The sequence below is a fragment of the Streptomyces marinisediminis genome, assembly GCF_026262575.1.
Classification (GTDB): Bacteria; Actinomycetota; Actinomycetes; order Streptomycetales; family Streptomycetaceae; genus Streptomyces; species Streptomyces marinisediminis.
Genome location: NZ_JAPKFL010000004.1, coordinates 1 through 13,895, shown reverse-complemented (window position 1 = coordinate 13,895; position 13,895 = coordinate 1). Strand labels below are relative to the sequence as shown.

At 77.0% G+C, this 13,895-nt stretch carries 11 protein-coding genes and 1 riboswitch; of the genes, 10 read left to right on the top strand and 1 reads right to left on the bottom strand.

The genetic code is table 11. From position 1 onward, the window contains the following. The first annotated feature begins 114 nt into the window (after positions 1 to 114). The 4 genes from OSB71_RS04320 to OSB71_RS04305 all read left to right on the top strand — a co-directional run bounded on the left by OSB71_RS04320 (position 115) and on the right by OSB71_RS04305 (position 6,420). Positions 115 to 1,092, top strand: coding sequence for a glycosyltransferase family 2 protein (locus tag OSB71_RS04320; protein WP_265944366.1), 978 nt, complete (start codon positions 115 to 117; stop codon positions 1,090 to 1,092). Positions 1,093 to 1,094: 2 nt separating this feature from the next. Then, the gene (locus OSB71_RS04315; protein WP_265944364.1) at positions 1,095 to 2,480 is read left to right on the top strand and encodes a polysialyltransferase family glycosyltransferase; all 1,386 of its coding nucleotides are present in this window, start codon (positions 1,095 to 1,097) and stop codon (positions 2,478 to 2,480) included. Positions 2,481 to 2,764: 284 nt separating this feature from the next. Further along, entirely contained in the window at positions 2,765 to 4,144 is a 1,380-nt protein-coding gene (locus tag OSB71_RS04310) for a hypothetical protein (RefSeq protein ID WP_265944362.1), read from the top strand. Continuing rightward, complete coding sequence (locus OSB71_RS04305; RefSeq protein WP_265944361.1) at positions 4,141 to 6,420, top strand: polysaccharide pyruvyl transferase family protein; 2,280 nt, start codon at positions 4,141 to 4,143, stop codon at positions 6,418 to 6,420. The genes OSB71_RS04310 and OSB71_RS04305 overlap by 4 nt, the downstream gene beginning before the upstream one ends. A gap of 78 nt (positions 6,421 to 6,498) precedes the next feature. On the opposite strand, the gene OSB71_RS04300 is transcribed toward OSB71_RS04305, so the two are convergent. After that, positions 6,499 to 7,599, bottom strand: coding sequence for an acyltransferase (locus tag OSB71_RS04300; protein ID WP_265944360.1), 1,101 nt, complete (start codon positions 7,597 to 7,599; stop codon positions 6,499 to 6,501). 501 nt (positions 7,600 to 8,100) lie between these two features. Here OSB71_RS04300 and OSB71_RS04295 point away from each other — a divergent pair. From OSB71_RS04295 to OSB71_RS04265, 6 genes are all read left to right on the top strand, one after another. After that, complete coding sequence (locus OSB71_RS04295; RefSeq protein WP_265944358.1) at positions 8,101 to 8,721, top strand: SurA N-terminal domain-containing protein; 621 nt, start codon at positions 8,101 to 8,103, stop codon at positions 8,719 to 8,721. A gap of 56 nt (positions 8,722 to 8,777) precedes the next feature. Continuing rightward, complete coding sequence (locus OSB71_RS04290) at positions 8,778 to 9,809, top strand: nucleoside triphosphate pyrophosphohydrolase (RefSeq protein WP_265944356.1); 1,032 nt, start codon at positions 8,778 to 8,780, stop codon at positions 9,807 to 9,809. Between the two features lie 48 nt (positions 9,810 to 9,857). Beyond that, positions 9,858 to 10,193 carry a DUF6479 family protein gene (locus tag OSB71_RS04285; protein WP_265944354.1) on the top strand — a complete coding sequence of 112 codons (336 nt, stop codon included), beginning with the start codon at positions 9,858 to 9,860 and terminating at the stop codon, positions 10,191 to 10,193. Between the two features lie 144 nt (positions 10,194 to 10,337). Continuing rightward, a complete protein-coding gene (locus OSB71_RS04280) occupies positions 10,338 to 11,612 on the top strand; it encodes a cytochrome P450 family protein (RefSeq protein WP_265944352.1) in 1,275 nt (424 codons plus the stop codon). Between the two features lie 101 nt (positions 11,613 to 11,713). Then, positions 11,714 to 12,796: a transglycosylase family protein gene (locus OSB71_RS24455; protein WP_323055249.1), complete on the top strand. Its 1,083-nt coding sequence runs from the start codon at positions 11,714 to 11,716 to the stop codon at positions 12,794 to 12,796. Between the two features lie 256 nt (positions 12,797 to 13,052). Continuing rightward, a riboswitch (cyclic di-AMP (ydaO/yuaA leader) is annotated at positions 13,053 to 13,212 on the top strand. A 5-nt stretch (positions 13,213 to 13,217) separates the two neighbouring features. Continuing rightward, positions 13,218 to 13,862, top strand: coding sequence for a LysM peptidoglycan-binding domain-containing protein (locus OSB71_RS04265; RefSeq protein WP_265944350.1), 645 nt, complete (start codon positions 13,218 to 13,220; stop codon positions 13,860 to 13,862). The last annotated feature ends 33 nt before the right edge of the window (positions 13,863 to 13,895 follow it).

Genomic DNA, 13,895 nt, shown 5'->3' with positions numbered 1-13,895 from the left:
TCACCCGGGCGTTGCCTGCGCGGCATCCCGCGACCAGCGGCCCGCCCTACGCTCCGGGACGGAGGCCGTGGCCTGGACCGGTCTCCTGACCTGCCCGCAGCGTCTGGAAACCACGTGCCCAAGCTCTCTGTCATCGTGCCTTGCCACAACGTCCAGGAGTTCGTCCCGGACACCCTCCGCAGCCTCGCCCGCAACGCGGGTCCGGACACGGAGTTCCTCCTGGTGGACGACTGCTCCACGGACGCCACCGCGGACCTGCTGGAGCGTGCCGCGCCCGGCGTCCCCGGAGCCAGAGTGCTCCGCCACGAGACGAACCAGGGCATCTCCCAGGCCCGCAACTCCGGCATCGAGGCCGCCCGCGGCGACTGGCTCACGTTCCTGGACGGCGACGACTGGTACGCCCCCGGCTACCTCGACGCGCTGCTCGCCGCCGCCCGCCGGCTGGACGCCGACTTCGTGCGCACCGATCACGTCCAGGTCACGGACCGGGCCCGCGTGGTGCAGCGCGCCCCCGCCCCGCGCCGCGGCGTGGCCCTCTCACCGCGCACCGCGATCGCCCCGGCGGCGATGAAGACGATGGTGGACTACCCCTTCGTCTGGGCCGGGATCTACCGCCGCGCCCTCTTCGACGACGGGCTGCGCTTCGTCCCCCACCTGCGCACCGCGGAGGACCGGGTGTTCACCTGGCAACTCCACCTGCGTGCCCGCACGTTCGCCACCGTCGGCCTGTACGGCGTGCACTACCGGCGCGGCGTGACGACCTCCCTCACCCAGATCGGCGACGAACGGCAGCTCGACTTCATCCCGGCCCACGACCACATCCTGCGCGCCGTCGCCGCCGACGCCGAGGCCGAGCGCTTCCTGCCCAAGATCGTGCGCACCTACTGCGCCATGATCGCCTTCCACGCCGCCGGTGCCGCGCGCTACGAGCCCGCCACCGCCAAGGCGCTGCGCCGCGAGTCGGCCGCGGCCCTGCGCCGCATGCCGCCGGACGTGCTCGACGAGGTGCTCCGGGTGCTCGACGCACCCCGCGCGAAGGTCCTGAGGCGGCTGCTGGGACGCGGCGGCACGAAGAGCGGAAAGGCGGCCTGACCATGCCCGTGACCTCCCACGCCCGGCGCCCGCAGATCTTCGAGGTCTCCACCCTCTACGGCGCGGCGACCCTGGCCGCCGCCCTGGACGCCGGCCAGTTCGGCCCGGCCGCCGCGGCGCGCCGCATCCTGGTGGTCTCGCTCAACGCCACCGTCCCGGAGACGGCCACCCACCTGTCCGAGATGTCCGGCTGGGACGCCGTCGCGGCCCGCTTCGACCGCGTCGTGGACTGGAACGAGACCATCCGCCCGCTGCACCCCAGCCACTGGACGCCGCGCGAGCAGGACCGCCCGCTGTGGCAGCGCATGCTGCGCGACGCCTGGGGCCTGGCCGACGGGCCGATGGACCTGGTGGTGGAGTCCGTCCACGTCAACCCCGCCGCCGCGCTGGCCGGGATCTTCGCCGACGCCGACGTCCACGTGTACGCCGACGGCCTGATGAGCTACGGGCCCACCCGCGAGCGGCTGCCCGCCGCCACCGCACCGCGCATCCAGCGCCTGCTGCACCTCGACCTCGTCCCCGGCCTGCGCCCCCTGCTGCTGTCCGAGTACGACGTCCCGGCCGAGACGGTGCCCACGCACGCCTTCCGCGCGGTGCTGGACGAGCTGACCGACGCCGCCGACGCCGACCCCGGCCTGCCCGCCGACCGCGCGCACGCGCCCGGCGCCGTCATCCTGGGCCAGTACCTCGCCGCCCTGGGCATCCTCACCGCCGAGGAGGAGGAGGAGCTGCACGCGCGCATGGTGCGCGCGGCGGCGGCGGCCGGCCACCAGACGGTGCTGTTCAAGGCCCACCCCACCGCCCCCGCCCGCTACTCGCGCGCGCTGGAGAAGGCCGCCGCCGACTGCGGGGTGCGGCTGCTGACGCCGACGACCGCGCTGCTGGCCGAGTGCCTCTTCGACCGCTACCGCCCCCGGCTCGTCGTCGGCTGCTTCTCCACCGCGCTGCTGACCGCGTCCGCCTTCTACGACGTGCCCGTCGCCCGCGTCGGCACCCGGGAGCTGCTGGACCGCATCGTGCCGTACCAGAACAGCAACCGGGTGCCGCTCACCCTGGTCGACGCCACCGTGCCCGACCTGGAGGAGCGGGGCGCCGGGCCGGAGATGAGCGTCGCGGAGGCCGAGGCGCTGGTGCGCGCGGTGGGCTACTGCATGCAGCCGCGGCTCTACCCGCACCTGCGCGGCGAGGCGCACGCCTGGCTCGCCGAGCACTGGGGGCCCCAGACCCAGCACTACTTCAAGCGCCGCCGCCTCACCAGCCTGGAGCTGCCCGGCAGCCTGGTACCCGCCACGGAGCGCTTCCCCGGCGGCCGCACCGCGCTGCACGTGGCCCGGCGGGTCAAGCGCGCCACCCACCGGGCGCGCACGGAGCGTACGAAGAAGCGCTGACGCCGGCGCCCGGCCGCCCGGCCCCGGCGTCCGGGGGTGTCCCGCTGCCGGGGTGCGGCGCCCGGCCCTGGGGACGGCGGGGTCGCGTCGACCGGTGCCCTGGCGGCCGGGCCGTGTGTGCGGGGGAGAGCCCCCGGTCGGCGCGCGCACGGGTGCCGGTCGGCGCCGGTGCCGGGGTGGCGCCGTTCGGCCGCAGGACGGGGCCCGTTCACCGGTGCGCCACCTCGGCTCCCTACGGTGCTCGCTGGGCCGCCCCGAGGGCGGCGGATCGATCCGGGAGCACCATGAAGAGGGTCCGAACCGGGTGGCTGGCACGCCGCCGCCGTTCCGCACGCGGCGGCGAGGCGCCCGGGGCGCCCGCCGCCACCGTGCCGCTCGCCGAGGGCCTGGCACGCTGCGCGGCCCACGCCGACGCCCTGGCGGGCAGCGGCGACCGGCACCGCCGGGATCGCGCCGCCGCCCTGCGCCGCCTGCTGAGCGAGCACCCGGAGGCGGCCGCCCTGCCCCCGGGCTGGTCGACGGCGCGTCCCGCGCTGCTGGACGCCCTGCTCGCGGCGGGCGAGGCCGCGCTCGCGGGCGAGCAGGAGGACGGCCTGCGGCTCGCGGTCACCATCGCCGACACCGTGCTCACCGAGCGCGGCGGTTCGCGCGGCGGCTGGCGGCTGCGCGCCCGGGCGCTGGACGCGCTCGGCGAGGACGTGACCGCCGCCGCGGCCTGGGAACGCTACCTGGCGCTGCGGCCGGAGCCCGTCCCGGAGCTGTCCGCCCGCGCGGCCGGGCTGCGGGCGAGCGCCGCGCACCGGGGCGAACTCCTGCGCGAGCTGCGCGAACGGTACCCGCGCGCGGCCGAGTTCACCGGTGGCGGCGCGACGGAGCTGTGGGCGGACGGGCTCGCCCGGGACGCCGCCGGGGACTGGGCCGGCGCCGCGCCCCGCCTGGTGGCGGCCCTGCACGCGATGGCCGAGCGCCCGCTCCACGCCGCCGAGACCGGCGCGGCCCTGACCGAGTTCATGGACCGCTTCCTGCTCCGGCACCGCGAGGAGACCGGCGGCCCGCTCACCGGCTGCGCCGCGCTGTTCGCCCACTACGCCGACCACGTCCGGCTGCGCGCCCAGGCCCCGGTGCCCGACCCCACGCTCGGGGCGGCCCGCGCCGTCGGCGTCGGCGACCTGCGCTCCCTGGTGGCCGGCCGCAGCGTGTGCGTCGTGGCCGAGGGCTCCTCCGGGGAGTTCGCGGGGGACGGCTACGACCTCGTCGTCCGCTGCGACGCCTTCCGCCCCGGCCGCGCCGGGCCCGGCGCCCGCACCGACCTCCACGTCACCACCCCGGCCGCCCCGGACGGCTGGGCCGAGCCCGTGGGCACCCGGATCGTCCTGTGCGAGCAGGACGAGCCCTGGAAGCGCGCCGTGCGCGAACGCCTCGTGCCCGGCGCGCAGCACCGCGTCGGGGACGCCTCGCTGCGCTGGCCGCTGCGCACCCTGGGCGGCGGCCCCTGGCCCGCGCCGCCGGGCACCGCGCTGCACGTGCTGTGGCTGCTGGACTTCCTGGACGTCTGCCCGCGCCTGGACGCCGTCGGCCTCGACCTCCCCGACCGCCCGCACGAGCGGGACTGGCTCGCGGCCCGCGCCACGGACCGCACCGACACGAGGATCTCCCTGCGATGACGGCCCCCGCCGCCCCCGGCGCCCGCCCGGTTCCGACGGACTCCCCGGGCCGCACGCCCACCGCCTCCACCACGGACGCCAACAGCACCGGCGCCCCTGCCTGGGCCGCCCCGGCCGAGCCGTCGCGCACCGGCAAGCGCCGCGTGGCCTTCGCGGCGTACGTCCGCGACGACGACGCGCCCGGCCTGCTCGCGCTCCTGCGCAGCCTGGCCCTGTCCAACCCCGGCGTCTGCGAGGACTTCCTCGTCCTCCACGACGACCTGCGGCCCACCTCCGTCAGCGCGGTGCGCCGCCTGCACCCGCGCGTGGTGTTCCGCCCGGCGCGCGGCGCGCGGGAGCTGTTCGGCGTGCGCGACTACGACACCGTCGTGGTCCTCACCCCCGACACCGTGGTGCTCGGCGACCTCGGCCCGCTGCTGCGCCTGCGCACCGGGTTCGCCGCCGTCCGGCCCGGCGAGGGACTCATGGTCCTCCAGCGCTCCCACCTCACCGACGCGCTCCGCACCCGGCTGGCGGCGGGCGAGTCCCCGGCCGACGCGGTGCCGGAGAGCGACGCCGTCCGCCTCGACGCCCGCTACGACGTCACCGCGCGGGACCTCGCGGCCGACGCGCCCGTCCCCGACGACGCCGTCGTGCTGCGCCTGGCGACCCGCCACGCGCCGTGGACGGGCGGCGGAGACGGCGGCCACGCCGCGGCGGAGGCCGCCTGGCGCCGGTACGCGCTCGGCGACGACCCGTTCGCGAAGCAGTACCTGGCGCTCCCCGGCACCAAGCACCCCGACCTCGTCCGGCACCTGGGCCACCGCGTCGTCGCGCGCACCGGCGACGCCGGCACCGCCCGCCAGGTGGCCGCCGCCTGCCTGAGCACCGGTGACTACCAGGCGGCGGCCGACGTACTCGGCGGCGTCCGCATCCCGGTGCGCACCCCGTGGCCGCACGAGGTGCTCGGCACGGCGCTGATGGCCCTGTCCCGGTACGACGAGGCCGAGTCCCACCTGCTGCTCGCCACCGCCGACCCCAAGGGCGCCGCCAACGCCTACGGCCGCCTGGCCCAGCTCGCCTGGACCCGGGGCGAGGACGCCGCCGCCCACCGGTACGCCACCGCCGGGCTCGGCGTCGACCCCCTGCACCGCACCTGCCGCACCCTGCACGAGCGCACCCGGCCCGAGGTGCCCGCGCCGCGCGCACCGCAGGACCCCGCCGAGCAGCTCGCCCACGTCGCCTTCTACATGGACCGGCAGGGCAACGCGGGGGACAAGGTGCTCCCCGAGGCCGTGCGCCGGTGCTTCGGCCCCGACACCTCACCGGCCCGCTGGCACGCCCAGCACGCCCACCGGCTGTTCGACGACGCCGCGCTCGACCGGGTGAACGCCCGGCGCGGTCTCGTCGTCGGCGGGGGTGGCCTGTTCATCCCCGACACCGCGCCCAACGGCCACACCGCCTGGCAGTGGAACGTGCCCGACGCGGTGCTCGGGCGCCTGCGGGTGCCGCTGGCCGTCTTCGGCGTCGGCTACAACGCCTTCGACGGCCAGCCCTACGCGCGCTCCGCCCGGTTCGCCGCGAGCCTGCGTCTGCTGGTGGCCAAGTCGGCGTTCTTCGGCCTGCGCAACCACGGATCCATCGAACGCGTCCGCGACCTGCTCCCGGCCGAGCTGCACGACCGGGTCCGGTACCAGCCCTGCCCGACGACGGTCACCCGGCACCTGGTGCCCGGCTGGCAGGACCCGGCCACGCGCGAGGACACCGTCCTGCTCAACTGCGCCTACGACCGCGCGGGGCTGCGCTTCGGCCACGACTACGAGCACTTCCTCGGCGAGCTGGCCCGCGCCGTCACCGCGCTGCGCGCGCACGCCGAGGTCCGCTGCGTCGCCCACGCCCCCGAGGACGAGCGCGTCGCCCACGACCTGCGCCGCGCGCACGGCATCTCCCTGCCCGTCGTCCCGCTGTACGACCGGGGCAACGACGAGATCCACGCCGTCTACGCCCGCACCCGGCTCGTCGTCGGCATGCGCGGCCACGCGGGGATGATCCCGTTCGGCTGCGGCACGCCGATCATCAGCCTGGTGTCGCACCCGAAGATGGCGTACTTCCTCGCCGACCTCGGCCGGCCCGAGTGGGGCGTCTCCGTGCACGCCGAGCACCTCGCCGCCCGCCTCACCGAGCGGGCCGTGGCGGTGCTGGACGCCCACGACGCGGCCGTCGCCGACGTCCACGCGCTCCAGGCCGGCCTGTGGGACACCACCCGCCGCAACGTCGCCGCCCTCCCCTTCCACTGACCCGCGGGCCCGGCCCGGCCCGGCCCGGCGCGGGCCGGGGCCGGGCCCGTGGGGTTGGACGGAGGCCCGGCGCGGGGGTCAGCCCAGGTAGCGGCGGAGGCCGAGGCGGCCCCAGGCCAGGCTCACCGCGTACGACAGCGCCGTGACCACGACGAACATCGCCAGCAGCAGGCCGGTGGCCGCCACCGCGCCCATGCCCGGCGAGATGAGCGGCCGCAGCAGCTCCTCGACGAAGAGGACGTGCACCATGTAGGCGCCCATCGCCGCCCCGCCCCACCGGCCGAGCAGCGGCCGCCACCGCTCCGGCACCCGCGCCCGGCTCAGCAGCAGCACCACGCAGACGGTCATGGCGCCGACGAAGAGGTGGGCGTTGGGGATCACGTAGTGCACCTGGGTGTGGTACCAGAAGCAGCCGGCCATCGTGAGCGGCAGCAGCACCGCGAGCGGCCACCGGCGCCCCCGCAGCGCGTCGGCCGGGAGCGCCAGCAGCAGGGCGCCGCCCACGGCGTAGACGACCGAGTACGTGCCGAAGCTCCAGCCGACGGTGGGCGCCGCCCACCCCGTCACCTCGCGGACGGTGCCCAGCAGGCTGGGCAGCGCCGCCACCCCGAGCAGCGCCAGCCCCAGCTTCCAGGGCCGCTTGCCGTCGCGGACGAGCACGGCGAACGCGAGCACGGCGACGACGGGCAGGTAGGCGTAGAGGAACCACAGGTGGTAGGCGGGGCGCACGGAGCCGAACAGCGCGTCGACGGCCAGGTGGACCATCGGCTCCTCGTTGCGGTCCCGCAGCCACGCCCACACCAGGTAGAGCCCGGTCCACACGAACAGCGGGAGCCCGGTGCGCGCGATGCGCTGCCACATCTTGGCCTCGTCGCGCGGCCGCGCCCCCACCAGGACGCCCCAGCCGGCGATGGCGAAGAAGACGGGCACGGCGAAGGAGTTGACCGCTTCGAAGAGGTGGCCGGTCCAGTAGACGCCGGGACCACCCGCCCGGTCGTCGTCCACGGCCTGTACGAAGGCGGCGGCCACGTGCCCGAGGATCACCGTGCAGGAGGCGACCAGGCGCAGCACGTCGATGTCGAACCGGTGCTCGCGCGCGCCGGGCGGGGTGGAGGGCCGGCCGTCGGCGGCGGTGGGGGGTGCGGCCGCGTCACGGGCGGCGAGGATTCTCGGTGACATGGTCCTGCGATCTCGGCGGAACGGAAGGGGACACGCGGAACCCGAACCCGGCCCCGCCGCAACACCATGCATGGCACACATGGCCGCCCGGTGAACACCGCATGTGCGCCTGCCCCACCCGGGTGACGCCCGCCGCCCACCCGGTCCGGGGCGATCGGCGCGGGCGGGCGGGTGTTCCGCGGGCCGGGCCCGGCCCGGGCGCCCGCGCCGCCCGGCCGCCCCACTCCTCCGGGCGGCACCCGGCCGGCCCGCACCCGTTCGCACGCGGCCGCACCCCGGCGCGGCGCGGTCCGGCGTGGTGCGGTGCGGTCCGGTGTGGGGCGGTGCGGGCGCGGTGCGCGGTGCGCTCCGGCGTCGGCGTGGCTCCACCCGGCCCAATCCGGGCCGGTCCGCGTGGTCCGGTGGGCCGGTTGTGGCGAAACAGTGGTGGTGGGGGGCGGGGAGTCCTTACGATCACCGGGCAGGAGCAACCTCGTCGTTTCGGCCCAGCAGGAGGCCCCCATGCACCGCCGTAGGTCCGCGCTCACCGTGTCCGCCGCAGCCGCGCTGCTGCTCGGCGTGCCGCTGCTGTCCGGGTGCGGCAGCGCGGACGCGCATCCGGGGGCGGCCGCCGTGGTGGACGGCGAGCAGATCGCCGTCTCGGCCGTGCAGGCGCGTGCCGAGGCCGTGCGCGACGCCCAGCGGGCGGACCCGGAGGCCGAGCAGCTCATCCAGAGCACCGGTCCGCTCCAGCGGTACATGCTCAACTACCTGCTCGTCGAGCGCGTGGTGGAGGAGGCCGCACGGGACGCGGGCGTCAGCGTCAGCCGCCGGGACGTGCAGGAGTACCGGGCCGCCGAGGAGGAGCGGTTCCGCGGGGCGGAGATGCTGGAGGCGGTCATGCTGCGCGAGCGGGCCGTCGCGCCGGAGCAGATCGACGACGCGCTGCGCGTGGAGATGCTGGCGCAGCGCACGGCCGAGAAGCTCGGCGCGGACGTCGAACGCGTCTTCGCCGAGACGGCGCGGGAACTGGGCATCGACGTCAACCCCCGCTACGGCACGTGGAGCGCCGAGCAGGTGACGCTGACCGGCACGCAGGACCCGTGGCTCAAGCCCGCCACGATCCCGCAGGAACCGGCCTGACCGGCGACCGCCGCGGGCCCGGCCGGAGCCGCTCCGCCCGGGGTTAGGCTCGTCGGGTGACCACAGCCGAACCCGTACCCGACTCCGCCGACGCCGGCCGCGTCGTCCTGCTCACCACCAGCCACCGGGTCGCGCCGGGGCTGCTGTCCTGGCCCGCCTGGCAGGCGCTGCGGTCGGCCGACCGGGTGGTGTGCGCGGACGCCGGCCATCCGCAGGTGCCGTACCTGCGGGAAGCGGGCGTGGCGGTGGAGGTGGCCGCGCCCGCGGCGCGCGAGCTGCTGGCGGAGTGCGCGGGCGGGCGCACGGTCGTGGTGGTCGCCGGGGCCGACGGCGAGTCGGCGCTGACCGACGGCCTGGCCCGCCTGGCCGGGAGCGGCCGGGAGGTTATGCCGGACCTGGAGCTGCTGCCCGGCTCCTACGACCTGCCCGGCGCGCGGCTGCTGGATCTGGTCGAGGTCATGGACCGCATCCGGCGGGCCTGCCCGTGGACGGGCCCGCGCACGCACGAGGACCTGGTCAAGTACGGCATCGAGGAGGCGTACGAACTCGTCGAGGCGATCGAGTCCGGGGACCGCGAGGCGCTGCGCGAGGAGCTGGGCGACGTGCTGCTCCAGGTCGTCTTCCACGCCCGGATCGCCGAGGACGCCGAGGAGGAGCCGTTCTCCGTCGACGACGTCGCGGCGGGCATCGTCACCAAGCTGGTGCACCGCCACCCGCACGTCTTCGGCGAGGAGAGCGCCGAGACGGCCGAGGACGTCAAGGCGCACTGGCGGCGCACGAAGGCCGCCGAGAAGCGGCGCACGTCGGTGACCGAGGGGGTGCCGCTCGGGCAGCCCGCGCTGGCGCTCGCCGCCAAGCTCGCCGGCCGCGCCCGCACGGCAGGGCTCGACGTGCCCGCCGAGGCGGCCCGCGCCGAAGGGGCGCCCGACGCGGCGCCCGACGCGGCGTCCGGTGTCGGTTACGAGCTGCTCGCGCTGGCCGTGCGCGCCGAGGCCGGGGGCGTGGACCCGGAGACGGCGCTGCGGGCGGCGGCCCGGGCCTACCGGGACGCCGTCCTCGCCGCCGAGGAGCGGGCACGGGCACGGTGACCCCCCGGCCGGTCGCGTAAGCGCCGCCCAGCCGGGTACCCGCACAGCATGAGGGACCTACTTGTCGGCATCGCACCTTTTGCGGCGGGCCTCGTCGTCGCCGCCCTCCTGGCGTTCGCCGTGCTCTACGGCATCCGCCGGCTGCGCAGTACCGGGATCTCCCGGCCGCCCGCCCGGCACACCCCGGCCCCGGGCGAGGCCGAGGAGACCGGGCACGAACGGGAGTTCCGGGAGCCGGACGAGCTGCCCAAGGACGGCAAGCGGCGCCTGCCGCACGACATGCACGGCGGCGGCACCGCGACCTCCCGGCGCGGCGAGTGGAGCGAGCGCCCGCGCTGGAGCGAGGGTACCCGCGGCGGCGGCACCCCCAAGGGCGGCGAGTGACCCCGCCGCCCCCGCGGCCCCCGGCCACCGGGGCCGGGCCGCCGCGCCGCCCGCCCCACGAGCCGCCGCCCGGGCGACCGGGCGGGCGGTGGGCGCGCGGGGCGCCGGACGGGGGCGGGCGGGGGACCGCGTAGCGTCGGGGGCGTGACCGACCGCGACACCCCGCCGGAACTCTTCACCTGGGAGTTCGCCGCCGATCCCTACCCCGCCTACGCGTGGCTGCGCGAGCACGCGCCCGTGCACCGGGCGGAGCTGCCCAGCGGCGTGTCGGCCTGGCTGGTGACCCGGTACGACGACGCCCGGCAGGCCCTCGCCGACCAGCGGCTGAGCAAGAACCCCGGCGCGCACAGCGAGCGCGCGCACGGCAGGGGCAAGGTCGGCATCCCGGGGGAGCGCAGCGCGGGGCTGATGACCCACCTGCTCAACATCGACCCGCCCGACCACACCCGGCTGCGCCGCTTGGTCTCCCGCGCGTTCACCCCGCGCCGGGTGGCCGCCTTCGCCCCGCGCGTGCAGGAGCTGACGGACGCCCTCATCGACGGCTTCGCGGAGCGCGGCGAGGCGGACCTGATCCACGAGTTCGCGTTCCCGCTGCCCATCTACGCCATCTGCGACCTGCTGGGCGTCCCCGCGGAGGACCGGGACGACTTCCGCGACTGGGCCGGCATGATGCTGCGGCACGGCGGCGGTCCGCGCGGCGGCGTCGGGCGGGCGGTGAAGAAGATCCGCCGGTACCTGGCCGAGCTGATCCACCGCAAGCGCGACGACCTCGGGGACGACCTGATCTCCGGCCTGATCCGGGCCAGCGACCACGGGGAGCACCTCAGCGAGAGCGAGGCCGCCGCGATGGCGTTCATCCTGCTGTTCGCGGGGTTCGAGACGACCGTCAACCTCATCGGCAACGGCACGCTGGCCCTGCTGCGCCACCCCGGGGAGCGCCGCCGGCTCCAGGACGCGCTGGCCGCCGGGGACTCCGCGCTGCTGGCGACGGGGGTGGAGGAGCTGCTGCGCTACGACGGGCCGGTGGAGCTGGCCACCTGGCGGTTCGCCACCGAGCCGCTGACGCTGGGCGGGCAGCGCGTCGCGCCGGGCGACCCCGTCCTGGTGGTGCTGGCCGCCGCCGACCGGGACCCGCGCAAGTTCGCCCGTCCGGACACCCTGGACCTCGCCCGCGGGGACAACCAGCACCTGGGCTACGGGCACGGCATCCACTACTGTCTGGGAGCGCCGCTGGCCCGGCTGGAGGGCCAGGTCGCGCTGGCGACCCTGCTGCGGCGCCTGCCCGACCTGCGGCTCGCCGCGGACCCGGCCGACCTGCGCTGGCGCGGCGGACTCATCATGCGCGGCCTGCGCACCCTCCCGGTGGAGTTCACCCCGCGGCCCCGCACGGAGCGTGCGGACCCCGTGACCAACGCGTGATCTACGCGACACTGGCTTGTGACGCACGGACGTTCGCCGCTACCTTCAGCCGCTGGGCGCGCCCGGCAGGGCCGCCGGCAAGTCGTAGGAGAGGGCTCCGCATGCGTTCCGGGACCGGTCGGCACCGCCGACCCCGCCAGGCCCCAGCCGTCGTCGTCGCCGCGGGGGTGACCGGTGCCGGGGTGGCGCTGCCGCTGCTCGGCGCGTCCGGCGCCCACGCCGTGGACGGCACCGTGTGGGACCGCGTCGCCCAGTGCGAGAGCGACGGCGTGTGGAGCGCCAACGACGGCACCGGCTACTACGGCGGCTTCCAGCTCACCCTGGACACCTGGAAGCGCTACGGCGGCACGGTCCACGCCGACCGCCCGGACCTGGCCAGCCGGGGCCAGCAGATCGCCGTGGCCGAGGAGATCCTGGCCGGCCAGGGCTCCGACGCCTGGCCCACCTGCGCCGTCACCAGCGGCCTGACGGCGGCCGCGAACGGGTTGCCCGAGTCGCCCCCGGCGCCGACCGCCCCGGACGCCCCGGAGGAGCCGGACGGCGCGGGGCCCACCGGTGGCCCCGCCGACGGGCCCGCCGGGGAGGGCGCGCCGGAGGCCGGGGAGCCCGCGGAGCGGGCCCGGCCGGACGCGACGCGGCCGGGCACGGACCCGGCCCGCCCCGAGGCCACGTCCCCGGAGGCCGGCCCCTCCGCGCCCGCGGAGGGGCCGGACGCCGGGGCGGAGCCCACCGGGCGGCCCTCCGGCGCCGCGCCGGACGGCGCCTCCGCGCGGCCGGAGCCGTCCCCGGGCGCGGGCGCCGTCTCCCCCGCCCCCTCGCAGCGCGCCGAGACCGGGGAGCCCGCCGGGACCGACCGGTCCGGCGGTGGGCGCCACCGCGGCGAGCCGGACCCCGCCGAGGGCCTGCCGAGCGCGGACGAGCGCTCCGACCGCAGCGGCGGCCGCCACGCGGCGCCCCCGGAGACCGCGCCCCCGGGACCCGTCCCCTCCGCACCCGCGGACGACCCCGACCTCGCGCCCGCCCACCGCGTCGTCCCGGGCGACTCGCTCTCCGGTATCGCCGCCGAGCACCGGGTCGCCGGGGGCTGGCCCGCCCTGTACGCGGTCAACGAGGAGGTCGTCGGCGCCGACGCGGACCTGATACTCCCCGGCCAGACGCTCGAACTGCCCACCGAGCAGCCCTAGTTGGCGGGGCGCGGGGGCGCCGCGTCACTCGTTCGCGCCGAGTGTGACGATCGTCACATCGCGTGACGGCGTGTCCCGGTTGCGGTGATCGGTGGCGATATGGGCGGACCTGCGGCGATGGGGCGCTCAACGCGTCAAATCACCCTCGTGTGTCCGATATGAAGGTGTTTGATCCGATTATTGCGGTGTGCTTACCGTCACATCGCCCGCTACCGCGGGTCCGTGGACCGTCACGCCGAATCCTGCCGACGGTCCGTCGGGATCGTCGTCGCGTCCGCGCCGCTGGCAGGAGCGGGGGAACCAGGCACGTGCCGCCCAGCGGCTAGGGGTGAAGTCCGGAGCGGGTCACCGCGCCGGGCCGGGCGTCTCACCGCCCGAACCCGACAGCTCACCCCGCAGGCGTCCGGTGAGGAAGACTCCGATGCTGTTCACCGAAAAGGGCTACGAGAAGCAGCAGAACCGCCAGTCCGTCTTCGTCCGGCTCGCGGCCTCCCTGGCCGGGTTCGCGGGCGCGGCCACCGGCGGGCAGGTCGCGATGGCCGGTGCCGCGCAGGCCGCTTCCGTCGACACCTGGGAGCGGGTCGCCGAGTGCGAGTCGAGCGGCAACTGGTCCATCAACACGGGCAACGGCTACTACGGCGGGCTGCAGTTCGCCCAGTCGAGCTGGGAAGCCGCCGGCGGGACCCAGTACGCGCCGCGCGCCGACCTGGCCACCAAGGAGCAGCAGATCGCCACCGCCGAGCGGCTGCTGGAGATGCAGGGCCCGGGAGCCTGGGCGTGCGCGGAGGAGGGCGGCCTCACCGCGAACGGCCCGGCCGCCGACGTCCAGCCGGGCCAGCGCCCCGCCGCACCGCAGGCCGCGCCCGCCGCCGAGGCGCCCGAGCGCCCCGCCGCCCGGCAGTCCGCGCCGCCGAGCGGGCAGACCTACACCGTGCGGCCGGGGGACACGCTCTCCGGCATCGCGGCCGCCTACGGCATGTCGTGGCAGGAGCTGTACGCCCAGAACGAGTCCGTCGTGGGCGCCGACCCGAACCTGATCTTCCCCGGTCAGCAGCTCACGGTGTGACCCGGAGCGGACCCGGCCGGGCCCCGGCGCGCG

What these genes read in the sequence shown, in the direction of transcription:
- OSB71_RS04315 (WP_265944364.1), top strand. Translation starts at nt 1,095, where the DNA reads ATGCCCGTGACCTCCCACGCCCGGCGCCCGCAGATCTTCGAGGTCTCC.
- OSB71_RS04310 (WP_265944362.1), top strand. Translation starts at nt 2,765, where the DNA reads ATGAAGAGGGTCCGAACCGGGTGGCTGGCACGCCGCCGCCGTTCCGCA.
- OSB71_RS04305 (WP_265944361.1), top strand. Translation starts at nt 4,141, where the DNA reads ATGACGGCCCCCGCCGCCCCCGGCGCCCGCCCGGTTCCGACGGACTCC.
- OSB71_RS04300 (WP_265944360.1), bottom strand. Translation starts at nt 7,599, where the DNA reads ATGTCACCGAGAATCCTCGCCGCCCGTGACGCGGCCGCACCCCCCACC.
- OSB71_RS04295 (WP_265944358.1), top strand. Translation starts at nt 8,101, where the DNA reads ATGCACCGCCGTAGGTCCGCGCTCACCGTGTCCGCCGCAGCCGCGCTG.
- OSB71_RS04285 (WP_265944354.1), top strand. Translation starts at nt 9,858, where the DNA reads ATGAGGGACCTACTTGTCGGCATCGCACCTTTTGCGGCGGGCCTCGTC.
- OSB71_RS24455 (WP_323055249.1), top strand. Translation starts at nt 11,714, where the DNA reads ATGCGTTCCGGGACCGGTCGGCACCGCCGACCCCGCCAGGCCCCAGCC.
- OSB71_RS04265 (WP_265944350.1), top strand. Translation starts at nt 13,218, where the DNA reads ATGCTGTTCACCGAAAAGGGCTACGAGAAGCAGCAGAACCGCCAGTCC.